This is a genomic window from Curtobacterium phyllosphaerae (assembly GCF_049341865.1).
Taxonomy (GTDB): domain Bacteria; phylum Actinomycetota; class Actinomycetes; order Actinomycetales; family Microbacteriaceae; genus Curtobacterium; species Curtobacterium phyllosphaerae.
The window spans coordinates 441,820-465,448 of record NZ_JBMPIU010000003.1; the positions used below are offsets into that span (position 1 = coordinate 441,820).

Sequence of the window (23,629 nt, forward strand, 5' to 3'; positions counted from 1 at the left end):
CCCGATGGACACCCTCGTCGTCGCACTCCGTGTCGCGCTCTCGCTCGGCGTCGTGCTCGCGCTCCTCTGGGTGCTGCAGCGCAAGCTGTCGAAGGGCGCGCTCGGGGGGAACGGCGCCCGTGCGCGCCGCGCGGCGACCGTCACCGTCGTGGCCCGTCAGGGCATCGGCGGCAAGGCGAGCGTCGTCGTCGTCGACGTCGAGGGCGAGCGTCTGGTGCTCGGGGTCACGGAGTCCCAGGTGAACGTGCTGTCCTCCGGCGAGACGCCCGCCCCGACGCTCGAGCTGGTGACGTCGATCGCACCCGAGTCGACGGTGCCGACCCCGACCGGGACCATCGTGCTCCCGTCGGCCGCCACGGCCGCGCCGCACGACCCGTTCTCCGCCGTCCTGGCGGCACAGGACCAGCCCGCGCCGCGCCTCCCGGCCGGCATCGCCGACCCGGCGGCCGCCCAGCCGCTCCCGATGCGCCCGCGAGACCGGGGCCGTCGGGCCGCCGCGCCGACGGCGCGCGTCCTCCCGACCGCGCAGCAGCTCCAGGGCTCGATCCTGTCCGCCGACACCTGGAAGCAGGCCGCCGCAGCGGTCCGCGCCCGGCGCGCGGGATGAGCCGCGGCGCGTCGCCGACCGTCGCGCTGACGGGCATCCTCCGGATCGGCGGGAGGGCACCGGGTGCGTCCGTCGACTGGCGTCGCGTCGCACGGGTCGGGGTCCTGGTGCTGCTCGCGATGGTCACCGTCGCCGGCTTCCTGATGCTCGTCGCGAACGGTGCCCATGCCGTCACCGCCCCGACCGCTCCCGCGGCGCCGACCGACGCCGCGACCCCGTCGACGAACGGTGGCCTGAACGTCCAGCTGAACGGCCCGGACGGCACGCCGTCGTCCGCCGTCGTGACGCTCATCGGGATCACGCTGCTGAGCGTCGCCCCGGCGCTGCTGCTCATGATGACGTCGTTCACGAAGATCTTCGTGGTCCTCGCGATGACCCGGAACGCCCTGTCGCTCCAGTCGATCCCGCCGAACCAGGTCATCGCGGGACTGGCGCTGTTCCTGTCGCTGTTCATCATGGGGCCGATCATCGGACACATCAACGACGACGCCCTGCAGCCCTACCTCGCCGGGCACATCGACTTCGACCAGGCCGTCGAGATCGGGTCGGCTCCGCTCCGGAAGTTCATGCTGCACCAGACGCGGCAGGAGGACCTGGCCCTGATGACCCGGGCGGCGAAGCTGCCGAACCCGAAGGACCACGCCGACGTCGCGATGACGACGCTCATCCCCGCGTTCATGATCTCCGAGCTCCGCAGCGCGTTCATCATCGGGTTCGTCATCTTCATCCCGTTCCTCGTCATCGACCTCGTCGTCTCCGCCGCGCTCATGTCGATGGGCATGATGATGCTGCCGCCGGTGATGATCTCGCTGCCCTTCAAGATCCTGCTGTTCGTGCTCGTCGACGGCTGGGGACTCATCATCAAGTCGCTCATCGAAAGTTACTCGATCTCATGAACCAGGCAGCCGTCCTCGACATCACCATGCAGGCGCTCATCGTCGCCGGCAAGCTCGCCGCACCCGTGCTCATCACGTCGCTCGTCGTCGGGTTCGCGATCTCGCTGCTCCAGTCGATCACGCAGATCCAGGAGGTCACCCTCTCGTTCGTGCCGAAGGCGGTCGCGGTCGCGCTCGCGCTCGTCGTGTGCGGCAGCTGGATGATCGACGAGATGGTCGGGTTCACGCACTTCGTGTTCGACAAGATCCCCACGTTGCTGGGGGGCTGACCGGATGGACCTGTCGATCGACTTCGACTGGCTGGAGGGCACCATGCTCGCCGGGGTCAGGATGGTGGCGTTCCTCGTCGTCGCGCCGCCGTTCTCGTACAAGGCGTTCCCGGCGACGACCAAGGCGATGCTCGCGATGGGTCTGGCCCTCGCGGTCGGACCGCACGTCACCACCGGCTACCACGCGCTCGCGACCGGCCCGTTCGTGATGGCGCTCGTCGTGGAGCTGGTCGTCGGACTGGCGCTCGGGTTCCTCGTGTACCTCGTGTTCGCCGCCGTGCAGTCCGCCGGCGCGCTCATCGACCTGTTCGGCGGGTTCACGCTCGCGCAGGCGTACGACCCGCAGTCCCAGGTGAACGGTGCGCAGTTCACCCGGCTGTTCCAGATGACCGCCCTCGCGCTGCTGTTCGCGTCCGGCGGCTACCAGCTCATCATCGGCGGACTGACCCGTTCGTTCGACGCGATCCCGCTCGTCGGGGCGTTCGACCTGCACGCCCCCGTCGCGATGATGGTCGGCGGCGTCGGGCAGATGTTCCTGTCGTCCCTGCAGATCGCCGGGCCGCTCGTCGTCGTGCTGTTCCTCGCCGACGTCGGCCTCGGGCTCCTCACCCGTGTGGCGCCGGCGCTCAACGCGTTCCAGATGGGGTACCCGATCAAGATCGCGCTGACCGTCACGTTCGCCGGAGCGCTGTTCATGGCGCTGCCGTCCGTCGTCGACTCGCTGACCGGCAACGCCATCGACATGCTGATGGGCAGGGGGTGACCCGATGACCGACACCGGGGAACGCACCGAGCAGGCGACTCAGAAGCGGATGAAGGAGGTCCGCTCGAAGGGGCAGCTGTCCCGATCCACCGACCTGTCCGCGTGGCTCGGCATCGGTGCCGCCGCGATCATGGTCCCGCCGACCGTCGCGAACGCCGCCGCGGCCGGACAGACGCAGATGCAGACCATCCCGCGGATCATCGCGGACCCGACGATCGGCACGATGCGCGAGGTGATGGGGTCCGGACTGGGGTCCGTCGGCGCGACCATCGGTCCGATGCTCGGCGTCGTCGCCGTCGTGGTCCTCGCCGCCGCCGCAGCGCAAGGCGGTGTGCACGTCAAGCGGATGACCGGGAACTACGAGCAGTTCAACGTGCTCAAGGGCGTCACCCGGGTGTTCGGCATGCAGGCGCTCTGGGGCGGCGTGAAGGCGCTGCTGAAGACCGGCGTCGTCGGACTCGTGCTCTGGTTCTCGGTGCAGGCGCTCGTCCCGTTCCTCATGACGAGCGGGTCGCTGCCGTTGACCGCGCTCCTGACCGAGGCCGGGAACGGTGCCGGGACCCTGCTCCGCGCCGCGATCGCCGCCGGACTCGTCCTCGCGGCCGCCGACGTGTTCGTCGTGATGCGCCGCAACCGCAAGAAGACGCGGATGACGAAGAAGGAGGTCAAGGACGAGAACAAGGCCTCCGACGGCGACCCGCACGTCAAGGGCCAGCGGCGCTCCCGCCAGCTCGCGATGAGCCGCAACCGGATGATCGGGGCGATCGCCACCGCCGACGTCGTCCTGACGAACCCGACGCACTTCGCCGTCGCGCTCCGGTACGAGCCGGGCAAGTCCGCGCCGAAGGTGGTCGCGAAGGGTGCCGGAGCCGTCGCGGACGTCATCCGCGCGAAGGCCGAGGAGGCCCGCGTGCCGATGGTCCGTGACGTCCCACTCACCCGCGCCCTGCACGCCGCGTGCGACATCGGCAGCGAGATCCCCGTCGACCTCTACACGCCCGTCGCCCGGGTCCTGTCGTTCGTGATGGCGCTCCGCACCCGCGGTGCCGCGTCCGGGACCCACACCGCGCCGAAGCCGACCACCGCCGACGAGGTCGCCGCGGTGATCGCGGCAGACCAACTGACCGGCGACTCCCTGCCCCGCCGCATCCGCGCCTCCCGGCCGGATGCCGACCCCGTGGCGGACGCGACCGCCGTCGTCAAGCCCCACGGCCGCCGCGCCGCCGCCCCTGAAGGAGCCCTCGCATGAACCGCAAGGACCTGCCCAAGCTCGCCGTCCCGATCGGCATCGTCGGCATCATCCTGCTGCTGATCATGCCGGTGCCGAGCTTCCTGCTCGACTTCCTGATCATCTGCAACATCCTGCTGGCGCTCGTGATCCTCCTCACGACGCTGTTCGTCAAGAAGCCGCTCGACTTCTCGGTGTTCCCGTCGCTGCTGCTCGTCGCGACGCTGTTCCGGCTCGGCCTCAACGTGGCCTCGACCCGCCTGGTGCTCGGGAAGGGGTTCGCCGGCGACGTCATCCAGGCGTTCGGGCACGTCGCGGTCTCCGGGTCCATCATCATCGGCTCGGTGATCTTCCTGATCCTCGTCGTGATCCAGTTCGTCGTCGTGACCAAGGGCGCCGAGCGCGTCGCCGAGGTCGGGGCGCGGTTCACGCTCGACGCGATGCCCGGCAAGCAGATGGCGATCGACGCCGACCTCAACGCGGGGCTCATCACCGACGTCGTCGCGAAGCAGCGGCGCGCGGACGTGTCCGCCGAGGCCGACTTCTACGGCGCGATGGACGGTGCGTCGAAGTTCGTCAAGGGCGACGCGATCGCCGGCATCCTGATCCTCGTCATCAACCTCGTCGGCGGGATCACGATCGGGATGCTCCAGAACGGGCTCTCGATCACCGACGCACTGTCGAAGTACGGCATCCTGACGATCGGTGACGGTCTCGTCACGCAGATCCCGGCGTTGCTCATGGCCGTGTCGACCGGCATGATCGTGACCCGCTCGAACGCCGACTCCGACATGGGGTCGTCTGCGGCCGGACAGCTGACGCAGTCGCGGAACGCGGTCCTCATCGCGGGTGTCGCCGCCTGCGGGATGGCGTTCATCCCCGGCATGCCGATCATCCCGTTCCTGCTCGTCGGCGGGGCGCTGCTGTTCACCGGCTACCGGCTCGGCCTCAGCGCGAAGGCGGACGCTGCCGCAGCGGCACGGGCGGAGCTCGCGGCGAAGGCGGCACCGTCCTCGGACGCCCCGGAGGACCTCATCGAGCAGATGCGGGTGCACGCCCTGGAGATCCTGCTCGCCCCGGACCTCGTCGACATGGTGTCCGGCGCGTCCGACGACCTGCTCGGCCGGGTCCGGGCCCTCCGCCGCAAGATCGCGATCGACATGGGCATCGTCGTCCCGCCGGTCCGCACGCGGGACAGCGTCGACCTGCCCCCGTCGACGTACTCGATCCGGATCGCCGGTGTCGAGGCCGGCCGCGGCACCGCCCCGGCGCGGAGCGTCCTGGCACTCGGTGACCAGCTCGACGGGCTGCCGGGGGACTCCACCACCGAGCCGGTGTTCGGCCTCGCCGGCAAGTGGGTCCCGGCGGAGCTCCGGCACTCCGCAGAGATGACCGGCGCGACCGTGATCGACCGGGTGTCGGTGCTCGTCACGCACCTGCAGGCGATCATCGGCGACAACGCCGCCCGCCTGCTCACCCGCGAGGACGTCAAGGTGCTCACCGAGGGGGTCAAACAGGTCAATCCCGCGGCGATCGAGGAGCTCGTCCCCGGCATGCTCTCGATGGCCGAGCTCCAGCGCGTGCTGCAGGGGCTGCTCGCCGAACGGGTCCCGATCAACGACCTCGGCCGGATCTGCGAGGCGCTGACGCTCCGTGCGAAGGTCTCGACCGACCCCGAGGGCCTCATCGAGACGGCGCGCGCGTCGCTCGGCCCCGCGCTCGCCGCCCGCCACCTCGACGACGGTGTGCTGCGTGTCATCATGGTGGACCCGGGCCTCGAGCAGTCGATGCTCGAGGGGCTCCGGCCGAGCGAGCAGGGCAGCCAGATCCTGCTCGACGCGCACCGCGTGGAGCAGGTGCTCGGGTCGCTCCGGGACGCGGTCGCCGCCGTCGAGGACCAGGGTCTCTCGGCCGTGCTCGTCTGCGCGCCGCAGCTCCGCCCCGCCATCCACCGGATGGTGTCCGCCCAGTCCAACGGCCTGCCGGTGCTCTCCTACCAGGAGGCCACCGCCGCGGGCTCCACCATCGAGACCGTGGGAGTGGTCCGTGCCGCCGACCCGATTGCAGCGTGAGGGTTCCTCCCTCGACGACCTCCGAGCGTCGATCCGGGAGGAGTTCGGCCCGGCGGCCCGCATCGTCGCAGCCGAGAAGGTGACGACCGGCGGACTCGGCGGTCTGTTCCGCAAGCACCACTACGAGGCGACCGTCGAGGTCCCGTCGCCCGGCGAGGTCCCGCTCGCGCGGATCGCGATCGCGTCGGACGTCCCGACACGCGTCGGGATCCTCGCCCTGCTCGAGGACGCCGAGGGGCGGGAGGCGACGATGACCGACGTGCCGAGCACCCGCGCGGCACATCGGGCCCGACGTGCCGCCGACCCCGCGGGACCGGCCGGATCGGCGGGATCGGCCGGCCCGGGCCTCGCGGCCGGGACGGGCGGACCGACCGCCGCGCCGGGCGGTCCGGACGAGGACCCGGTGCTCGCCTCGCGCTCGGACGCGTTCGCGTCGATCATGGACGACTTCACCTTCAACGGGCTCGCTCCGGACGTGCCGCTCGGCGAGGCGCTGGCCGGCGGCCCGGGTCCCGTCACCGGCGCGACCCCTCGGGGTGCGGCGGACGCGCGGGGTGCGGCGGACGCGCGGGGCGTGCTCGACCCGGCCACGGGCCTCCCGTCCGGTGCGGCCGACGCCGATCCACGCGCGGTCTTCGAGGCGCTGGCCGCGCCGTCGGCGCCCGTCCGGACGGGAGGCGCGGCACCGGTCGCGGGGGCCGGCTCACCTCCCGGTGCGGCCGGCCTCCCGGTCCCGCCCGCGGTGCTCCGAGCCGACGGCGACCTGGTGATCGTCGTCGGCCGGGCCCCGCTCGTCGGACCGGCACTGGCCTCACTCGCGGGTGCGAACGGCGTGATGCTCGTCGACGCACCGGATCGGCGCGCGGCGATCCTGGCGCGCGCCGCGGGCGTCCAGGGGGCGCACGCGGTCGCGACCGGCTTCGAGTGGACGCCGGACGCGGGGGAGCGGCTCGCCGGCATCGGAGCGGACCAGGTCTGGGTCGTCGTCGACGCCGGACGGAAGCACGACGACACCGCACGGGAGATCCGGGCGATCGCGGGAGCCGTGGCGATCGCGGGCCTGGTCGCCGTGGGCATGGACGAGACGTCGTCCCCGGAGACGGTCCACATGACTGGCCTGCCGGTCCTCGTGCTCGGTTAGCGCGGGCGGCGTGTCGGACGCATCCTCCCCACTAGGCTGGCGGGATGCTGGTGCTCACGCGGAAGGTCGGCGAGCGGATCCTCGTCGGTGACGACATCGTCATCACCGTGCTCGATTCCCGGGGCGACGGCGTGCGCATCGGCATCGACGCTCCGCGCGGGGTCAAGATCCAGCGTGAGGAAGTCGTCCGGGCCGTGGCCGAGGAGAACGCCAAGGCGGCGAAGCCCTCCGAGGACGCCGAGTCCCGCCTCCGGGCCGCGCTCGGTCTCGCTGGCGGGTCTGGGGCTGACCGGTCCGGGGCTGATGGGCCTGGGGCTGATGGGTCCAGGGCTGATGGGTCCGAGGCTGGCGGGTCTGGGGCCGGGGCCGCTGCCGAGCCGGGGTCGCACCAGTCCTGACGCTTCGCCGTCCCGTCGACCGGCGGGTTGGTGCGCCGCAGCTGCCCTAGCGCGTGAGCACGACCAGGGCACCGCACGCGCCGGCCCAGAGCAGGCTCGCGAGCGTGCCGATGATGAACCGTTCGCGTGCCTCCGCGCTGTCGAGCTCGGAGAACCGCCCGAGTCCCTTGACCGCGATCACGGCGGCGACGATCGACAGGTGCCCCAGGACGATCGCGGCGACGACGGCCAGCCGTTCCAGGTACCCGATCGCCGCACCGCCCCGGAGGACCTCGTGCCGGACGCCGAGCTCGTTCGTCCCGGTCGTCGGCGCGGCGAGGATGAGGATGCCCCCGTGCTCGCCGGGGCGGACGTCGCGTTGGGTCGCCAGGCGCAGGACGACCGTCGTCGCGGGACCGCCGCCGACGACCCCGAGCAGTGCCACCGCGAGCGCCATCGACGTCGCCCACGCGGCCGACGGCGCCGGGATCCCGACGTCGAACGCGACCGCGAGGCCGCCGAGCGCGATCGGCACGAGCCCGAGGAGTCCCGTCACGACGTTCGGCCGTCTGGCGGCCACGATCGCGACCGCGGCGGTCGCGAGCACGACCGCGAGACCGACGACCCAGACTCCGATCTGTGCACCGCTCATCGTCACCCCCTGTCCGCTGGCACGCTACCGGACGCCGCCGACGACGCGGGCTGGTCGGCGTCCGACGCGGGCTGGTCGGCGTCCGACCCGGGCTGCTCGCGGTCCGGGGTGGCCCGGTCATCGGCGTCGGCGGGACGATCGGCGTCCTCGAGCAGCCGGACGAGCGCTGCTCGCGCTGCGTCGTCGGCACGGAGTCCGGCAGCGATCGCCCGCTTGCTGACGGCCTGCGGCGAGATGCCGAGCCTCGCCGCCGCCGCCCGCTGCGTGCCGCCGTCCGCGAGCAGGTCGGCCAGCTCCCAGCCCTCCGGACTCCGGCGTGCGCGCTGTTGGAGCACGAGCACGACGAGCGGATCGACGTCGGCGCTGCTCCGGTGACGCCCGGGCGTGACGACCAGCGCGAACCGGTCCGGCCGTTCCTTCGCGGCGTCGACGGCCTCACGCGCCCGGAAGAACGCACTGCCGGACGCGGCCCTGGTCGCTGCCGGCAGGGGGCCGTCGACGTCGCCGATCCCGACGCCGATGCTCCATGCTCCGGAACGGGCGAGGAGCAGGACGACGTCGAGCGCCGCCCTGGGATCGGCGGTGAGCACCTGGAGTTCGTCCCCGGCCGTGCGGTCCGGGGGGAGCGCGAGACGGTCGCCGAGCGCGTCGGCGAGGGTCCGGACAGCAGCCTCGACGAGGTCCGGACCGTGGCGACTGTCGATCTGGTCGGCGGTGATGACGAACACGGGGCCTCCTCGTCCATCAACCCTACGCGGTTGATGAACCCGATATCAACCCCCGAGGGTTGTCAATGACGCGGCTTCTTCTCCGGCTCCGGCAACCGCCCCGCAGCACGCTCCGCGTCGAACCACGCGCGCGCCTCGTCCTGTCGCTCGGCCTCCGCGCCGGACGCGATCGCCGCCCGGACGTGGGCCTGCTCGTAGCCGAACGTCCGGACGAGGTCCGGGACGAGGGGACGCAGGCGACGCACGAGCCGGTCGATCGACGCCGAGACCGCCTGCCCACGCTGCATCGACAGCCGGCCGTGCACGAGGTGCCAGGCGAGGTGCTCCTCGACCAGGCCGAGGCCGAACAGGTCCCGGAGCCGCGTCAGCACCGTGCGCGTCGACTCGTCCGGGGCGTCGTCGAGCGCAGCGGTGAACGCCTCCCACTGCAGGAGCTCGGTGTGCGCCCGGGCGGCCTCGATGAGCTCGTGCTGGTTCTCGTTCGCGATGCGCGCCGCCGCGGCACGGTCCTTGCCGGCCGCGCGGATCCGCAGGCCGATCCCGGACACCATCGTCGACACCCGTTCGGCGAGCAGTGCGTGCTGCGTGTCCGGGTCCCGCAGGTCCCGGACCGCGTGCGCGACCGAGCCGCGGTCGGCGACGGTCTGCCCGATCGCCCGGAGACCGGAGGCGTCCGCGATCCGGGTCCCGACCTGCGCGGCGACGAACCGGGCGGTCGCTGCGGCGTCGCGCGGTGCCGCAGCCGCGAAGTCGGTGAGGAGCCGCTTGCCGACGAGCTGGAGGAGCACCGTGTTGTCACCCTCGAACGTCACGTAGACGTCGAGGTCGGACCGGAGCGCGGTGAGCCGGTTCTCGGCGAGGAACCCGGCGCCCCCGCACGCCTCGCGCGCCTCCTGGAGCGTGTCGAGCGCGGACCAGGTGGACAACGCCTTGTACCCGGCGGCGAGCGTCTCGAGTTCCTGGCGCCGTTCCGGGGTGTCCTCGCGGCCGCTGAACACGTCGTCGAACGTGCGGAGCAGCTGCTCGTGCGCGAACGACTGCGCGAACACGGTCGCCAGCCGGGGGATCAGTCGACGCTGGTGTCGGCCGTAGTCGAGCAGCACGCCCTCGTCCCCGCCGCCGGTCGGGAACTGCCGACGCTGCAAGGCGTACGTCAGTGCGATCTGCAGCGCGAGCTTCTGCGCGACGATCGCGGCGCCGTCGAGTGACACACGACCCTGCACGAGCGTGCCGAGCATGGTGAAGAACCGACGGCCGGGAGACGCGATCGGCGACGAGTACGACCCGTCCGCGTCGACCGACCCGTAGCGGTTCAGCAGGTTCGTGCGCGGCACCCGGACGTGGTCGAAGTGGAGCCGGCCGTTGTCGACGCCGTTGAGGCCGCCCTTGACCCCGTCGTCCTCGCCGCCGACCCCCGGCAGGAACGCGCCGGTGCCGTCGCGGAGCGGGACGTAGAAGGCGTGCACCCCGTGGTCCACGCCCCCGGTCACGAGCTGCGCGAAGACGACCGCGGCGGTCCCGTGCACGGCCGCGTTGCCGATGTAGTCCTTCCACGCACCGCGGAAGGGCGTGTGGATCTCGAACTCCTCGGTCGTCGGGTCGTAGGTCGCGGTCGTCGCGATGCTCTGCACGTCGGACCCGTGCCCGGTCTCGGTCATCGCGAAGCACCCGGGTACCGAGAAGTCGACGATCCCCGGCAGGAACTCGTCGTGGTTCGGGGTCGTGCCGAGGTGCAGCACGGCCGAGCCGAACAACCCCCACTGCACGCCGGCCTTGATCTGCAGCGACGGGTCGGCGGTCGTCAGCTCCTCGAACGCGGCGAGGTTCCCGCCGTGGTTCTCGGTCCCCCCGAACGCCGCCGGGAACGGCCGTTGGATCGCCCCGTGCTCGACGAGCAACCGGCACTGCTCGAGTGCACGAGCCCGGTGTTCCGCCGTGGTGAGACCGTCGATCCGATGCAACGCCGGGTCGAGCGTCAGCGCCCTCGAGGCCCGGCGGTCATCGGCCCAGCGCCCGAGCAGCATCGACGCGACGGCGTCGACGTCGAACCCGGCCGGCGGCTCGGCGGCACGTGTGCTCCGGGCGCTGGCCGGGCCTCCCGCCCGGAAGCGCGGATCGCGCCCGGTGTCCACGGGGCGGGTGGGTGCGGTGTCGACCATGTTGCGTCTCCTGAACGACGGTGTCCGAATCGGGACGTCGGCGCGACCCGGGCGCGCAGCCGACGCTCCTGATCGGACGGGAGGCGCGGTGCACGCTGTCCGGGCCAGGCTAGGCACGCGGGTGGTCGGGTGCACGGACGCGGTGCGCGTCCGACAACGCGGCCGGGTGTCGTCGTGGCCGTCGTCGGTGGAAACCTCCAACCGCGGCCGTCGTCGACCTCGGCGGGGTCGCGCATGTCGGGTGCTGGTCGATTGGCGCGGCCGTCGCGGTCCGGGCATCCTGGAGGGCATGTCGCGCACCACCAGCAGTCCGGATCCATCGGCAGCGGCGGAGGAGACGTCGGAGGGACGGACGTTCTTCGGGCAGCCGTTCGAACTCTCGACGCCGTTCGCCCTCGAGCTGTGGGAGCGGTTCTCGTTCTACGGCATGCAGGGCATCCTGCTCATCTACCTCTACCACTCGGTCACCCGGGGCGGCCTCGGGATCGACCAGGGCGTCGCCGTCGGGATCGGCGGTGCCTACGGCGGGTCGGTGTACCTGTTCACGATCCTCGGAGCATGGCTCGCGGACCGGCTCCTCGGGGCCGACCGGACCCTGCTCGGGAGTGCGGTGATCGTGATGTGCGGCCACATCGCGCTCGCGCTCGTCCCCGGCGTGGCCGGTGTCGGCGTCGGCCTCGTCCTCATCGCCCTCGGCTCGGGCGGCCTCAAGGCCACGGCGACGAGTGTCGTCGGGACGCTGTACTCCGAGCACGACACCCGCCGGGACGCCGGGTTCTCGCTCTACTACCTCGGCGTCAACCTCGGGGCGTTCGCCGGTCCGATCCTCACCGGTCTGCTGCAGAGCTCGCTCGGGTTCCACTACGGCTTCGGCATCGCCGCGGTCGGCATGGCGGCGGGGCTCGTGCAGTACGCCGTCCGTCGCCGCAAGCTCCCCGCCGCGGCCAAGGTCGTGCCGAACCCGCTCGAGCGACGGCGTTGGCCGCTCGTCGGGGGCATCGCCGTCGCCGGACTCGTCGTCGTCCTCGTCGCGGTGCTCTCCGGACTCCTCTCCGTCGCGACCCTGCCGCTCGTCGTCATCGTCGTGACGATCGTCGCGACGGTCGCCTACTTCGTCGTCATCCTCACGAGCGGCCTGTCGCCGGTCGATCGATCGCGGATCGTCGCGTTCATCCCGCTGTTCATCGCGAGCGCGGTGTTCTGGTCGCTGTACCAGCAGCAGTTCACCGTGCTCACCGTGTACTCCGACGAGCGGCTGGACCGGAGCCTCTTCGGGTGGGAGATGCCGGTGTCCTGGGTCCAGTCCATCAACCCGATCATGATCATCGTGCTGTCCGGGGTGTTCGCGGCCCTCTGGACCCGTCTCGGCGACCGGCAGCCGTCCACCCCCACCAAGTTCGCGCTCGGCACGGGTATCATGGGTGTCGCGTTCCTGCTGTTCCTCCCGTTCATCGGCACCGGGCGGAACGGCACGCCGCTCCTCGCCGTCGTCGGCATCCTGCTCGCGTTCACCATCGCGGAGCTCCTGCTCTCGCCGGTCGGCCTGTCGGTCGCGACGAAGCTCGCGCCGCGTCGGTTCCAGACCCAGATGGTCGCGCTGTTCTACCTGTCGGTGGCGCTCGGCACCGCGGCCACCGGCCAGCTCTCCAAGTACTACGACCCGAGTCACGAAGGTCCGTACTTCTCGGTGCTCGGGCTCGTCGCGGTCGCGGTCGGTGTCGCGCTGCTCGTGTTCGCGCGGCCCGTGCTCCGACTGATGCGCGGCGTACGCTGACACGTCGTCCGGGACAGCCGCGTACCGTGCGGACCATGAACGACATCACCCTCACCCAGGCGCAGCAGGTCGTCGCCGCGGCCCTCGCGAAGTCCGCCGATATCGGCACCGCCATGAACGTCGCGGTCGTCGACGCCGGTGGCAACCTCAAGGCGTTCGGCCGTGAGGACGGCGCGTGGCTCGGCAGCATCGACATCGCGGTGAAGAAGGCCCGGACGGCCCGGCTGTTCGACATGGAGTCCGGCGACATCGGCGCGCTGTCGCAGCCAGGCGGACCGCTGTTCAACATCGAGGTCTCGAACGGCGGCCTGATCAGCTTCCCGGGCGGCGTGCTGCTCGCGGTCGACGGCGAGACGGTGGGCGCCGTCGGGGTCAGCGGCAGCACGGTCGAGGACGACCGATCGTGCGCGTTGGCCGGAGCGGCCGCGCTCGGCTGATCGACGCCCCTCTGGCATCGATGGGTGCCGGCACCTGCGGTGTCGACCGGCCCGGTCGACCGTGGGGGCTCAGCGCCCGGCGGCGGCGTGCGCCGTCACCTCGGCGGCGGTGATCGACCGCAGGTGGATCGCGACGTCGTCGAGGTCCCCGCGGAAGTACGGTCCGCTCGCCCCGCCCCAGCCGTTGACGGTGTCGTACCCGATCCGCCACCAGCCGTCCAGGACCTGGCCGCGGTCGTTCGGGTCGGTGCCGACGAGGTCGCCGTCCAGGTACATCCGCATCCCCTCGCCCGCCGCGATCGTCGCCGCGACGTGGTGCCAACGACCGTCGGTCACGGGCTGGGGTGAGGAGATGATGCGCTGGACGCCGTTGAAGACACCGAAGCGGAGGTGGCCGTCGCCGCCGATGTACAGGTGGCGGTCGTAGCTCCGGGACGGCCGGGTCTGCCCCTCGCCGTAGCCGACGAGCTTGCCCTGGGCGGAGGTCGTCCGGAACCAGGTCTCGATCGTGAACGTGTCCGGCGCCGGGTGGGATCCGGGGTCCTCCCAGGTCGTGACGAGTGCGTTCGTGCCGTTGAACGATCCGTACGGGTTCGCGACGCAGGAGCCGTCGACCCGCACCGCGCCACCGCCGAGGAACGCCGTCATGGCACCGATCCCGTCGTTCCGGAGCTCCGAGCCGCTCGCCTCGCCGAACCCGGCATGGAACCACGGTTCGCCGAGTGGGTGCGCCATGCAGTCGAACCGGTCGGTCCCGAGGCGGTTGCCGTCGGACGAGGTCGATCCGGCCCACACGACGGTCGCGCCGGCGAGGGTGCTGACGGACGAGACGACGAGTGCGCCCGTCACGACGATGCCGACCATCGCCGCAGCACGACGCAGGCTCCGCGGACGCCGCGACGTGAGGTGCCCGGTCCGTGCTGCGGGGTCCGATTCCGGGCCGACGAGCCGGCGCGTGAGGGCGATGCCGGCGACGAGTCCGGTGGCGGCCAGCACGCCGAGCCCGACAGCGCCCCAGCGGTGTTCGTGCACCCAGACGGTGGGCAGACCGACGAGCGGCACTCGGAGGACGCCCACACCGTGGACCGAGGCGGTCCTGACGATCCGACCGTCTGGTCGCGGGTTCGCGTCCCCCTTGAGGCGGAGTCCGTCGTCGGTGACCTCGTGCACGCGGTGCAGGAGCAGCGTGTCGGCGTGGACGGGGTGGTCCACGAGCACGACCTGGCCCGTGCGGGCGTCGTCGCCGTCGACCGGCATGGACACGACCACGTCACCCACCTGGATCCGGGGGGACATCGATCCGGTGACGACGGTGGTCGGGATCCATCCGACGACGGCGGGGACGGCCGCCCAGAGGGCCAGGCACGCGACGGTGAGCGCGGTGGCTCGGAGGAGGACGACCAGTGCGACCACCGCGGCGGGGCCGGTCCGTCGTCGCAGGCGGGCTGTTCGGGTCATGACGGTCCTGTCTCGTCAGCGTGTTCTCGGGTGCGGTCGGTCGGTCGGCCGACCCGCGGTCATGCGGGTCGGCCGGTCAGCGGTTCAGGAGGCCCTGGTCTGGCCCTCCCACACGAGGTCGACCGCCGCGGAGCCGCCCTGCGCGGTGTTCGGCGCGTCCTCGGACAGCGCGTACCGGATGCGGTACGTCCGCTCGTCACCACCGGCGGGCACGGTCCACTGACCGATGCCGGACGCGTGGTCCGTCGCCTGCTCCGTCAGGTCGCTGAGGCTCCCGGTGAACGCGGTGCCGTCCTCGACGAAGCCGGTGCAGTCCGCGAACCCGCCTCCCGTCCCGTGGTCGACGGTGACGGCGAGGTGATCGGCGAGTGCTGCGGTGGTCGTGGCGTTCTGGGTGTACAGGCGGACGGTGTTCGTCAGCGACCCGGCGGACGTGACCGTGATGCACCGTTCGCCCGCGGAACCGGGCTGGAGGTCGCTCGCGTCGAACATGGCGGTGCCCTGGTCGTCGTCCGCGAGGGCGATCGAGCCGGCGGTCCAGGAGTTGCCGTCGTTCTCGGTGGTGGAGGTGAAGGCGGCGTAGGAGGCGGTCGAGACGATGATGCCGCTCGCGATGACCGCGACGGGCAGGGCGGACCACCGGGCGATGCGGCGCTGGCGGGGGGACAGGGTCGGGGTCATGGGTTCCTCATCGGAGTCGTGGAGGTGGACTCTTCGAGTATGACATGTGAAATACGAAAAGCCAAGCGCATGCGATGCGATCGCGGCGGGGGTCGGCCCGGGCGTCGCACGCTCGACGCGTGTCAGGGCCGAGGCAAGACACCCCGGTAGCATTGGGGGACTCGTTCCGAACGGAGGGCTCCCGTGCTCACAGTCATCGCAGTGGTCATCATCGGCATCGGCGTCATCGGCGGCGTCGGGACCTGCATGGCCTTCGGCGCCATGCTCAAGGGCGGGTACGAGGGCAAACAGTAGTCGCGGGCCGCGGACCGCAGACCGCGGACCGCAGACCGCTCAGGCGCGGACGATCTCCGTCACCGACGAATGGCCGGTGACCGGGTGCTTCCGCATCGCGAGGAGCCGCTCCATGCTCGGTTCCAGGGCGGTGACCTTGTCGAGCGGTGCACTGACCACGAGCTGGAAGCCGAGCCGGAGCCACGCCGCCACCGCGCGCCCGGCGAACTCGGAGTCCGCCTTGATGAACGCCTCGTCGAGGAACACCGGGGCGAACCGCGGACGCGGACGGGTCTCGTCACCGAGCTGGTAGCGGAGTGCCGCCCCGACGATGAACGCGACGAGCTCCTGGGTCTCGCCGCCGCTCTTGTCGCCGAGTGACGAGTACACGCCGAGGTCGTTCCCCGCGACGTCGTACCGGACGGCCGTGATCTGCATGTGTCGGCGGACGTCGAGCACGGCGTCCCGCAGCGACCCGGGACCGCGGGCGCCGGGCTGGTCCGGCCGGATGACGTCCATGAACCGCCGGAGCCGCCGGAAGCGTGTCTCGAGCGCGTCGTCCGAGGTCTCCGTGCCGACCGAGGCCGACAGCGACTTGAGCTCGCGCCGGAACGACGAGACGTCCTCGCGGGACACCCGACGGAGTGCGATCCGCAGCCGGTCGCGGTTCGCTCCGAACGGCAGCTCGCGGAGGATCTCGTTGACCGGTTCGAGCCGCTCCTCGATCTCGACGACGGCGCGGTCGAACGCCCCGGCGAGCGGCACGAGGTCCTCGCCGCTCCACTGGCTGAGCCGACGGCGCCACTCCGCGCGACGGGCGTGCAGGCCGGTGTCGACGATCTTCTCGAGGATCGCGACGTAGTCCGGGTAGGACGCCGGAGCGGTCCCGAGGTTCGGGTCGGGCCAGGCGTCCTGGTAGCGCTGGAAGGTCGTCACGAGCGCCGCGGTCGCCGCGGATGCGCCGTCGAGGGCACGGGCGAGGCGCTCTTCGAGCCGTCGCCGGAGACGTCTCGCAGCGTCGTCGAAGCCCTCGAGGTCCTCCGGGGCACCGATCTCCGAGAACGTCTCCTCGAGGATGCCGGCCTGGACGTCGTCGGGCCGCAGGTCGGACCGGTCGTCGAACCGTTCCAGGACCACCGCCGCCGCGTCCTGCCCGTCGACGAGCACGCCGTGTCGCTCCTCGAGCCGGGCGATGTCCGTCCGTGCCAGCGCGCGGGCGTCCGCGGACAGGTCGAGCTCGGACCGGAGCGCCGCGACCGAGGCTCGGAGGGTCCGGAGACCGTCGTCGGCGAAGAGGAGCGCCGTCTGCTCCTCCTCGAGGCGGGCGAGGTCGGCCGCGCCGCCGGCGACGTCGATCGCGGCCCAGTCCGTGTCCACGCGGTGCTGGTGCGCCGCCCGGCGCGCGTCGAGGTCGGACAGGTCCTGCGCGACCGCGGTGCGCCGCGCCTCCAGTCCGGCGATGTCGCGGCCGACCTCGGCGAGCTCGCGGTCCACGACGGCCAGGCGACCTTCGTTCGTGAAGCCGATGACGGCGGGCTGCCGGCGGTCGCCGTGGTGGCCGCGTCGACCGTCCCGCAGCTGGCCGGAAACCGTCACGCGTCGGCCGCCGCCACCGAGCGCGTCCGCGGTGTCGACGCACAGCGCGTCGACGCGGTCGGACTGCACGCGGTCGCGGACCCAGCTGCCGAACGGCGAGTCGCGGAACGCCAGCTTGCCGGACACCATCGACGGGTCGCCCGCGGCGTCGGAGAACGGGCGGAGGGGAACACCCTCGAACGCGATCCGGACCGGGATGCGGACGTCGTCGATCGCGGCGCTGAACGCGTCGAGGTGCGCCTCGTCGACGAGCAGGGTCCGGGCGACCGGCGCGAGGACGGACTCGATCGCGGACCGCCATCGGTCCTCGGACGGCAGGACGTCGAGGAGCTCGGCGACGAACGGGACGTCCGCCACGTCGAGTCCGGCGGCGTCCGCGAGGGCGACCCGCGCCTCGTGCAGCGGCAGTGGCATCGCACCCTGCCGGAGCTCGAGCGAGTTCCGTTCACGACGGAGTTCGCGCTCGCGGTCCAGCAGTGGGTACGACTCCCGGGACAGTGCGTCACGGCGGGCGTCGAGGGCGTCGCGCATGGTGTCGACGTCGGCGAGGAACGCCGCACTCGATGCCTGTGCCTCCGCGAACGCCGTCGCGTCGCCGGCCGTGCCGCCGACGGCGTCCAGCGCGGCCGTCCGTTCGTCGAAGACCGCACGGGCTCGACGCACCGCGCTGACGTCCGCGCCGGTCCGGGCGATCCGGTCCTCGAGCTGGTGCAGCGCGTTGCCGCCGTTCTCGCGGAGGCGGGCCTCGGCGTCCCGGAGCTGGACCTCGACGGCCGTGTGACGCGCGGACGCGGCCTCGAGCGCCGCGCGGGCGACGGTGCGCTCCCGGGCGTTCCTGGCGACCTCCGCGTCGAGCAGCGCACGCTTCCGGTCCGCGGTCCACCAGACGAGCGGCGCGTCGGTGGCCGGATCGAGCGCGCCGATGCCGTCGAGTGCCGCGGCCGCCGACCGGCTCCGCTCGATCTCCGCGTGCAGCTCCCGGATCGGCTCGAGGATCCGGACCTTGCGCTCCTCGGTGTCCATCGCCGTGGCGGCGTCGTCGAGCGCGGCGAAGTGGCCGAGGGCACGGTCGGCCGCGTCGTAGGTCCCGGGCGTCTCGAGCACCATCGACTTGTACAACGTGTCGACGGTCGGCATGTGCTGTCCGGCCTGGATCCGGGCGAGGAGCCGCATCGCCCGCCCGCCGCCACCGCTGTCCCCGATCCCGAGGCGCGTCTGCAGCGTGTAGGCGAGTTCGGTGTACGTGTCGCGGACGACGAGTCCCGGCACGTGTCCCGCGAGCTCGGCGTGGTGGAACCGCGTCGGGACGAACCGTTCGAGGCGTGCGAGGTCGAAGTCGTCGTCGACGGTCGCCATCGTCATCTGGATGTCGGCCACCCCGCGGGCCCGCTTCGGGACGACGTACGCCCGGAACACCGTGAAGCGGCGTTCGTCGTCGTTCCGGAACGTCACACCGACGGCACCCCAGGTCGCCTGGTCGTCGCCGCGCAGGTTGACGTCGCGGAGCATGCCGGTCTCCGCGTCGCGCCGGGAGTCCACCTTGCCCCGGAGGTAGGTCAGCAGGTTCCGCTGGTCGGCACTCCGGGCCCGGCCCGTCGTCGCGTCGTTCGAGGCGCCGTTGAACGGCACGTCGGACGGCATCATCACCGCGAGGTAGGCGTCCATCAGCGTCGACTTGCCGGTGCCGGACGCGCCGGAGACGAGCGTCGAGCCCTCGGCCAGGTCGATCCGGCGATGGCCGGAGAACCCGCCCCAGTTGACCACCTGCAGGCTCTCGGCACGCCACTGTGCGACCACGTCGATGAGCGCGAGGTCCTGGTCCGGGAACGTGTCCGTCATGCGTGGTCCTCCTCGAGCCCTTCGAGCGGGGCGTCCGTCGGGTCGTCGGCGACGTCGTCCTCGACCTCGTCGGTCGCCGACGACGGGGTCCCCGACGACCCTGCCGTCGGCGTCCGGGCCGACGGCGTCCGGGCCGACGCCGGGGCCGCCGACGTCTCGGTCGCCGACGTCTCGGTCGCCGACCGCAGCCAGTCGTCGAGTTCGTGCAACCGCTCGAGGGGGAGGAGCACCTCGAGCACGCTCGCGACGCGGAACCGGTCGGGGTCGGTCGTGCGGAGCAGCACCCGGGCGGTGACGAGCCGGTCGATGGCCTTCGCCACGCGGCCCTCGTCGCGGGTACGGTCCGTCGCGGTCACCGGTCGGAACCCGGCGACGTGCCCGAGGATCTCCGACCGGTCGACGACGACCTCGTCCGGCCCCGGGCGGGTGTCCGTGCGGAGTCGCATCCGCAGGTAGACCAGGACGAGGGTCTCCTCGCGCGTGTAGGCGGTGTCGTGGAGGAGCGTCGGGAACGGGCGACGGGTGCTCTCCGAGCGCGCCTGCCGCTTGAACGCGACCTCCCGGTCGGTGTCGAGGTGCAGCTCGAGGAACAGGTCGTTCAGCCGGGAGCGGAGCAGGTGCTCGGCCGCGAGGACGGTGCGCCACTCGGCGGGATGGGAGCGGGCGCTGACGTAGCGATGGCGGAGGAGGGCGACGAACGCGCGCCGTTCCGCGTCGCCGAGACGCCCCTCGTCCCCCTCGAAGAGCGCGAAGGTGGTGTCGGCGTCCTCCGTCCCGATCGCCTCCTCCGCGCCCACCGCGGTCGCGAGGAAGTCGACGTCGTCGGGTGCCAGGGCCGGACTCGACGGGTACTGCTCACTCATGAGGCTCCTCGGGGGTCTCGATCCACGCCGGGACCGGGATCGCGGGCATCTCGAACGCGATGGTGGTGCCGTCGGTGCGGACTGCCAGGTGGGTGGAGGCGGGGGAGTCGTCGAGGTCCGGGACCGCAGCCAGCAGGTGGGCGAGCCCGAACAGCTCCACCGGTCGGCGCTGTCCAGCGGGCAGGGCGTTGAACACCGCGTCCGTGGTGCGGGCGCCGTCCGCACGGGATGCCGTGCGGAGCGCGGTCCGCAGTTCGTCGAGCAGTGGTCCGCCGTGCCGTCGGAGGTCGTCGACCTCCACGGGCTCGAACGCGTCGAGGTCCTCGGGTTCGATCGGCGGTGGCACGGTCTCGGCGTCTGGGTCGTGGAGACGCTCCCGCAGGTGCTCGACGACGGCGGTGGGCGGCAACAGCTCCAGGTCGACCCTGGCCCGGGTGCTCGAGCCGTCCATCCACGTCGCGAGCCGTCGGTTGACGCTCCGGAGCGTGCGCTCGAGCTCGCGGTTCCGCACGACGTCGTGCGCGACGATCTGGTCACGGAGCGTCGCCGTGAGCTGCCGCCGTTGGACGAGGACGTCCTCGATGCCCTGCCGCAGGATCGCCACCGTGTTCCGGAAGGCACGTCGTTCCTGCGCCGTCAACGACCTGGCGAACGGGTGTTCGAGGATCGTGGCGATGTCCTCGCGGAGCCGGAGCAGCAGGGCGTCGTCCCGGAGCAGCTCGAACGCGCCCTCGAATGCCCGGCCCTCCGGGGTCGACTCCATGAGCGAGTCGGTCCGCGCGAGGTAGTCGTCGAGGATCTCGCCGATGGGACGGCGTTCCTGCCGGAAGTCCTCGACGATCTCCCGGTGCATCGTCGACACGGCTTCCTCGACGCGCTTGAAGTCGCTCGGGAGCTGCCGGATCAGGTCGATGAGGTTCGCGTAGCCGTCGCGCATCCGGGACTCGTCGACCGAGACGACGTCACCGCCCGCGGCGATCCGCTCGCGCTCGGCCCGGAGCTCGGCGATCTGCGCGTCGAGCCGACGGAGGTGTCCGGCTCGGTCGGGGTCGGCTCGGTCCGCCCAGCGGTGCACGGCGTCGACGATCATCGTGAGCCGGGACTCGCTGAGGAGGGCCCGGTCGGCCGACAGTGCGTCGACGAGGCTGAGCGCTTCGAGCGCGTGCGACGTCAGCGAGTACTGCTCGTCGCCGTCGGGGGAGTTCGAGCGCACGAGCCACTGCGCGTGCACCCACTCGCGGCAGAGCGAGCGCCCGGTCGGGCGGTCCTCGTCGTCGCGGTCGGCACCCGGCACGCGCGCGCCGGTCTGCTCGAGTCGCGCGACGTGTTCCTCGACCTGCAGGTGCATGCGTTCCGCGGGGACGTACTGGACGTCGCGGTCGAACACGGTGCGGAAGACCGTGATCACCGCGGCGGAGGTCGGGCGGGACATCAGCCGGAGCGTCGGACGGTCGAGCACGGCGCGGACGCGGGCGTACTCGCGGTCGACGTCGGTCATCCGCGGCTCCGGAGCCGCGTGATCGTGCGCTGGGTCCCCGTGCGCCCGGTCCCCGTGCGCTCGGTCCCCGTGAGCTCGGTCCCCGTGAGCTCAGGGCACAGCATGGGCCGGATGATGGGAACTGACATGAGGGTGGGCGATACCAGACTCGAACTGATGACCTCTTCGGTGTGAACGAAGCGCGCTACCAACTGCGCCAATCGCCCCTCCGCGGCGAACCGCGCTCGTCGATAGTAGTGGATATCCGCGGGGAGTCCTATTCGGCACGCGTCGCGCGTGGCGTGGCAGGCGAACGAGCGCGGACACGCCCGGATGACGCGGATCGCGGACCCGCCCCAGGCCCGGAATTCCGGGGTTCGCGTCCGTTCGTGACGCTCATCGCGCTCGGCCGTTTTGGCATTGGGCCTCGGGGTCGGATACAGTTGCGTCAGTCGCAGCGATGCGGCGAGCAACGAGAACCGGACAGCGTCATCGTCGGGTTCCCGTGCGGATGTGGCGCAGTGGTAGCGCATCACCTTGCCAAGGTGAGGGTCGCGAGTTCGAATCTCGTCATCCGCTCGAGTGCTGGTGTTCCTCGTGGACACCGGATCTCACCAGAGAGGTACCCCACCGATCGGGTGCACCTGATCACGGTGGGGTGGCCGAGAGGCGAGGCAGCGGCCTGCAAAGCCGTACACGCGGGTTCGAATCCCGTCCCCACCTCCACACCACGTCAGTGGTACTTCATCTGGGCGATTGGCGCAGCGGTAGCGCGCTTCCCTGACACGGAAGAGGTCACTGGTTCGATCCCAGTATCGCCCACCACGGAAACCCCCGGCCCCGGCCGGGGGTTTCGTCGTCCGAGGCCCCTGCGGATCCGGTCGATCGTCTATCCTGGTGGCGCACAGCGTGTATCTACCGGCTGTCGAGCACCACTCGGCGGACAACGGCGGCACCCCGACTCCGGTCGGACCGCCCGGGTCCGGCCCAGAAGGCACCGACACATGCTCCAGGCCCGTTCCTCCGGCCCCTCCCTGGTCACGACCGCCGGCCGGTTCTACTTCCCCGTGGCGTTCGTCGCCCGGCTCCCGTTCGCGATGATGGTCGTCGGCGTGCTGACCCTCGTGGTCGCCGCTCGCGGATCACTCTCCCTCGGCGGGGTCAACTCGGCGTCCGTCGGCATCGGGTCGGCGCTCTTCGGCTCCTTGCTCGGCGCCGCCGCGGACCGGTTCGGGCAGCGTCGGGTCCTCGTCCCGGTCGGGGTCGTGAACGGCACGTTCCTCGCGTTCTTCCCGCTCGTGGTGCAGAGCGACGCCCCGGACCTCGCGGTGCTGACGATGTCGTTCCTGATCGGTGCGTCGGCCCCCCAGGTCGCGCCGATGTCCCGGACGCGGCTCGTGGCGATCATCCGGCAACGGATCGCTCCGGAACGCCGTGCGCGGATGCTGAGCGGGACGATGGCGTACGAGTCGGCCGCCGACGAGACGGTGTTCATCATCGGCCCGTTCCTGGTCGGGGTGCTCGCGAGTGCCATCGCGCCGTGGGTGGCCGTCGCCGGGGCGTCGGTCCTCACGTTCGTGTTCGTCACCGCGTTCGCCCTGCACCCGACCGGCCGCCTCGCGGTCGCCCACGACCGCGAGGCCGTGCAGGCTCCGGCGCGCGAGCTCGTCCGGCTGCGGCTCGTGACCGTCGTCGTCGGCATCCTCGGCATCGGCCTGTTCTTCGGGGCGACGCTCACCGCACTGACGGCCTTCATGACGGAGCACGGCGGTGCGTCGCGAGCCGGGCTGCTCTACGGGCTGATGGGGATCGGCTCGGCGGCGTTCGCGCTCGGCTCAGCGGCGTTCCCGGCCCGGTTCACCCTCGCGTGGCGGTGGCTGGTCTTCGGGTGCGTGCTGCTCGGCGGGTCGATCGCGTTCGCGTCGTCGTCGTCCGTCGTCGCCGTCGCGATCGTCCTCGTCGTGATGGGGGTCGGCATCGGACCGACGCTCGTCGCGCAGTACAGTCTCGGCGCGGAGCGAGCCCCGATCGGCCGCTCGGCGACCACCATGGCGATGCTCGGGTCCGCGGTGATCGTGGGGCAGTCGATCGCGTCGGCGCTGGTCGGCGAGGTCGGACAGCGGCTCGGGACGTCGGCGGCGATGTCCGTGTCGGCGATGGCGGCTGCGGTCGTGGTGGTCGCGGCCATCGGCAACCTGGTCATCGCGACGGTCGACAGGGGTGCTCGCGGGCACGATCATCAGTGACTCAGCGTCATGACGAGGGACGCCGCGCGGCGTCCGTCTGCGGGGATGCGACGGACGGGAGACGCGGAACCAGTTGGTCCCGCGCCTCCCGTC

At 71.9% G+C, this 23,629-nt stretch carries 19 protein-coding genes and 4 tRNA genes; 14 read left to right on the forward strand and 9 right to left on the reverse strand.

The annotated features are described in order from the left end of the window. The first annotated feature begins 4 nt into the window (after positions 1–4). The 8 genes from ACO0E0_RS07690 (at position 5) to csrA (ending at position 7,374) form a co-directional block, all read left to right on the forward strand. On the forward strand, positions 5–607 hold the full coding sequence (locus ACO0E0_RS07690) for a FliO/MopB family protein (RefSeq protein WP_422870814.1): 603 nt from the start codon (positions 5–7) through the stop codon (positions 605–607). 119 nt (positions 608–726) lie between these two features. Then, entirely contained in the window at positions 727–1,503 is a 777-nt protein-coding gene (gene fliP, locus ACO0E0_RS07695; protein WP_422870898.1) for a flagellar type III secretion system pore protein FliP, read from the forward strand. After that, positions 1,500–1,772, forward strand: coding sequence for a flagellar biosynthesis protein FliQ (fliQ, locus tag ACO0E0_RS07700; RefSeq protein ID WP_422870815.1), 273 nt, complete (start codon positions 1,500–1,502; stop codon positions 1,770–1,772). Before fliP ends, fliQ begins: the two co-directional genes overlap by 4 nt. Before the next feature lie 4 nt (positions 1,773–1,776). Beyond that, positions 1,777–2,535 (forward strand): flagellar biosynthetic protein FliR, encoded by a 759-nt coding sequence (locus ACO0E0_RS07705; protein WP_422870816.1) that lies wholly within the window; start codon positions 1,777–1,779, stop codon positions 2,533–2,535. A gap of 4 nt (positions 2,536–2,539) precedes the next feature. Beyond that, positions 2,540–3,784, forward strand: coding sequence for an EscU/YscU/HrcU family type III secretion system export apparatus switch protein (locus ACO0E0_RS07710; RefSeq protein WP_422870817.1), 1,245 nt, complete (start codon positions 2,540–2,542; stop codon positions 3,782–3,784). Continuing rightward, positions 3,781–5,835 carry a flagellar biosynthesis protein FlhA gene (locus ACO0E0_RS07715; protein ID WP_422870818.1) on the forward strand — a complete coding sequence of 685 codons (2,055 nt, stop codon included), beginning with the start codon at positions 3,781–3,783 and terminating at the stop codon, positions 5,833–5,835. The genes ACO0E0_RS07710 and ACO0E0_RS07715 overlap by 4 nt, the downstream gene beginning before the upstream one ends. Then, positions 5,810–6,976, forward strand: coding sequence for a hypothetical protein (locus tag ACO0E0_RS07720; RefSeq protein ID WP_422870819.1), 1,167 nt, complete (start codon positions 5,810–5,812; stop codon positions 6,974–6,976). Before ACO0E0_RS07715 ends, ACO0E0_RS07720 begins: the two co-directional genes overlap by 26 nt. 44 nt (positions 6,977–7,020) lie before the next feature. After that, complete coding sequence (gene csrA / locus ACO0E0_RS07725) at positions 7,021–7,374, forward strand: carbon storage regulator CsrA (RefSeq protein ID WP_422870820.1); 354 nt, start codon at positions 7,021–7,023, stop codon at positions 7,372–7,374. A gap of 46 nt (positions 7,375–7,420) precedes the next feature. Here csrA and ACO0E0_RS07730 read toward each other — a convergent pair whose 3' ends face one another. The 3 genes from ACO0E0_RS07730 to ACO0E0_RS07740 form a co-directional block, all read right to left on the reverse strand. Next, the gene (locus ACO0E0_RS07730; RefSeq protein ID WP_422870821.1) at positions 7,421–8,005 is read right to left on the reverse strand and encodes a hypothetical protein; all 585 of its coding nucleotides are present in this window, start codon (positions 8,003–8,005) and stop codon (positions 7,421–7,423) included. Between the two features lie 2 nt (positions 8,006–8,007). Next, on the reverse strand, positions 8,008–8,733 hold the full coding sequence (locus ACO0E0_RS07735; RefSeq protein WP_422870822.1) for a DNA-binding protein: 726 nt from the start codon (positions 8,731–8,733) through the stop codon (positions 8,008–8,010). A gap of 62 nt (positions 8,734–8,795) precedes the next feature. Next, complete coding sequence (locus ACO0E0_RS07740; RefSeq protein ID WP_422870823.1) at positions 8,796–10,892, reverse strand: acyl-CoA dehydrogenase family protein; 2,097 nt, start codon at positions 10,890–10,892, stop codon at positions 8,796–8,798. A gap of 289 nt (positions 10,893–11,181) precedes the next feature. Between ACO0E0_RS07740 and ACO0E0_RS07745 the strand changes: the two genes are divergently transcribed. Both ACO0E0_RS07745 and ACO0E0_RS07750 read left to right on the forward strand, forming a co-directional pair. Beyond that, entirely contained in the window at positions 11,182–12,666 is a 1,485-nt protein-coding gene (locus ACO0E0_RS07745; protein WP_422870824.1) for a peptide MFS transporter, read from the forward strand. Positions 12,667–12,701: 35 nt separating this feature from the next. Beyond that, positions 12,702–13,103, forward strand: coding sequence for a GlcG/HbpS family heme-binding protein (locus tag ACO0E0_RS07750; RefSeq protein WP_422870825.1), 402 nt, complete (start codon positions 12,702–12,704; stop codon positions 13,101–13,103). Between the two features lie 69 nt (positions 13,104–13,172). On the opposite strand, the gene ACO0E0_RS07755 is transcribed toward ACO0E0_RS07750, so the two are convergent. The 6 genes from ACO0E0_RS07755 to ACO0E0_RS07780 form a co-directional block, all read right to left on the reverse strand. Next, the gene (locus ACO0E0_RS07755) at positions 13,173–14,561 is read right to left on the reverse strand and encodes a signal peptidase I (RefSeq protein WP_422870826.1); all 1,389 of its coding nucleotides are present in this window, start codon (positions 14,559–14,561) and stop codon (positions 13,173–13,175) included. Between the two features lie 84 nt (positions 14,562–14,645). Beyond that, positions 14,646–15,242 carry a hypothetical protein gene (locus ACO0E0_RS07760; RefSeq protein WP_422870827.1) on the reverse strand — a complete coding sequence of 199 codons (597 nt, stop codon included), beginning with the start codon at positions 15,240–15,242 and terminating at the stop codon, positions 14,646–14,648. Positions 15,243–15,575: 333 nt separating this feature from the next. Beyond that, positions 15,576–18,950, reverse strand: coding sequence for an ATP-binding protein (locus ACO0E0_RS07765; RefSeq protein ID WP_422870828.1), 3,375 nt, complete (start codon positions 18,948–18,950; stop codon positions 15,576–15,578). After that, positions 18,947–19,813: a DUF4194 domain-containing protein gene (locus ACO0E0_RS07770; protein ID WP_422870829.1), complete on the reverse strand. Its 867-nt coding sequence runs from the start codon at positions 19,811–19,813 to the stop codon at positions 18,947–18,949. Before ACO0E0_RS07770 ends, ACO0E0_RS07765 begins: the two co-directional genes overlap by 4 nt. Next, a complete protein-coding gene (locus ACO0E0_RS07775; protein WP_422870830.1) occupies positions 19,806–21,311 on the reverse strand; it encodes a DUF3375 family protein in 1,506 nt (501 codons plus the stop codon). The genes ACO0E0_RS07770 and ACO0E0_RS07775 overlap by 8 nt, the downstream gene beginning before the upstream one ends. Positions 21,312–21,444: 133 nt before the next feature. After that, positions 21,445–21,517: transfer RNA gene (locus ACO0E0_RS07780), tRNA-Val, on the reverse strand. A gap of 280 nt (positions 21,518–21,797) precedes the next feature. On the opposite strand from ACO0E0_RS07780, the gene ACO0E0_RS07785 reads away from it, so the two are divergent. The 4 genes from ACO0E0_RS07785 (at position 21,798) to ACO0E0_RS07800 (ending at position 23,536) form a co-directional block, all read left to right on the forward strand. Beyond that, positions 21,798–21,869, forward strand: a tRNA-Gly gene (locus ACO0E0_RS07785). A 73-nt stretch (positions 21,870–21,942) separates the two neighbouring features. Beyond that, a tRNA-Cys gene (locus ACO0E0_RS07790) sits at positions 21,943–22,016 on the forward strand. Between the two features lie 24 nt (positions 22,017–22,040). Continuing rightward, a tRNA-Val gene (locus tag ACO0E0_RS07795) sits at positions 22,041–22,115 on the forward strand. Positions 22,116–22,294: 179 nt separating this feature from the next. After that, positions 22,295–23,536 carry an MFS transporter gene (locus ACO0E0_RS07800; protein WP_422870831.1) on the forward strand — a complete coding sequence of 414 codons (1,242 nt, stop codon included), beginning with the start codon at positions 22,295–22,297 and terminating at the stop codon, positions 23,534–23,536. Positions 23,537–23,629: the final 93 nt, after the last annotated feature.

What these genes read in the sequence shown, in the direction of transcription:
- csrA (WP_422870820.1), top strand. Translation starts at nt 7,021, where the DNA reads ATGCTGGTGCTCACGCGGAAGGTCGGCGAGCGGATCCTCGTCGGTGAC.
- ACO0E0_RS07750 (WP_422870825.1), top strand. Translation starts at nt 12,702, where the DNA reads ATGAACGACATCACCCTCACCCAGGCGCAGCAGGTCGTCGCCGCGGCC.
- ACO0E0_RS07800 (WP_422870831.1), top strand. Translation starts at nt 22,295, where the DNA reads ATGCTCCAGGCCCGTTCCTCCGGCCCCTCCCTGGTCACGACCGCCGGC.
- ACO0E0_RS07730 (WP_422870821.1), bottom strand. Translation starts at nt 8,005, where the DNA reads ATGAGCGGTGCACAGATCGGAGTCTGGGTCGTCGGTCTCGCGGTCGTG.
- ACO0E0_RS07710 (WP_422870817.1), top strand. Translation starts at nt 2,540, where the DNA reads ATGACCGACACCGGGGAACGCACCGAGCAGGCGACTCAGAAGCGGATG.
- ACO0E0_RS07745 (WP_422870824.1), top strand. Translation starts at nt 11,182, where the DNA reads ATGTCGCGCACCACCAGCAGTCCGGATCCATCGGCAGCGGCGGAGGAG.
- fliP (WP_422870898.1), top strand. Translation starts at nt 727, where the DNA reads ATGGTCACCGTCGCCGGCTTCCTGATGCTCGTCGCGAACGGTGCCCAT.
- ACO0E0_RS07760 (WP_422870827.1), bottom strand. Translation starts at nt 15,242, where the DNA reads ATGACCCCGACCCTGTCCCCCCGCCAGCGCCGCATCGCCCGGTGGTCC.
- ACO0E0_RS07690 (WP_422870814.1), top strand. Translation starts at nt 5, where the DNA reads ATGGACACCCTCGTCGTCGCACTCCGTGTCGCGCTCTCGCTCGGCGTC.
- ACO0E0_RS07705 (WP_422870816.1), top strand. Translation starts at nt 1,777, where the DNA reads ATGGACCTGTCGATCGACTTCGACTGGCTGGAGGGCACCATGCTCGCC.
- ACO0E0_RS07775 (WP_422870830.1), bottom strand. Translation starts at nt 21,311, where the DNA reads ATGACCGACGTCGACCGCGAGTACGCCCGCGTCCGCGCCGTGCTCGAC.
- ACO0E0_RS07715 (WP_422870818.1), top strand. Translation starts at nt 3,781, where the DNA reads ATGAACCGCAAGGACCTGCCCAAGCTCGCCGTCCCGATCGGCATCGTC.
- ACO0E0_RS07740 (WP_422870823.1), bottom strand. Translation starts at nt 10,892, where the DNA reads ATGGTCGACACCGCACCCACCCGCCCCGTGGACACCGGGCGCGATCCG.
- fliQ (WP_422870815.1), top strand. Translation starts at nt 1,500, where the DNA reads ATGAACCAGGCAGCCGTCCTCGACATCACCATGCAGGCGCTCATCGTC.
- ACO0E0_RS07755 (WP_422870826.1), bottom strand. Translation starts at nt 14,561, where the DNA reads ATGACCCGAACAGCCCGCCTGCGACGACGGACCGGCCCCGCCGCGGTG.
- ACO0E0_RS07770 (WP_422870829.1), bottom strand. Translation starts at nt 19,813, where the DNA reads ATGAGTGAGCAGTACCCGTCGAGTCCGGCCCTGGCACCCGACGACGTC.
- ACO0E0_RS07765 (WP_422870828.1), bottom strand. Translation starts at nt 18,950, where the DNA reads ATGACGGACACGTTCCCGGACCAGGACCTCGCGCTCATCGACGTGGTC.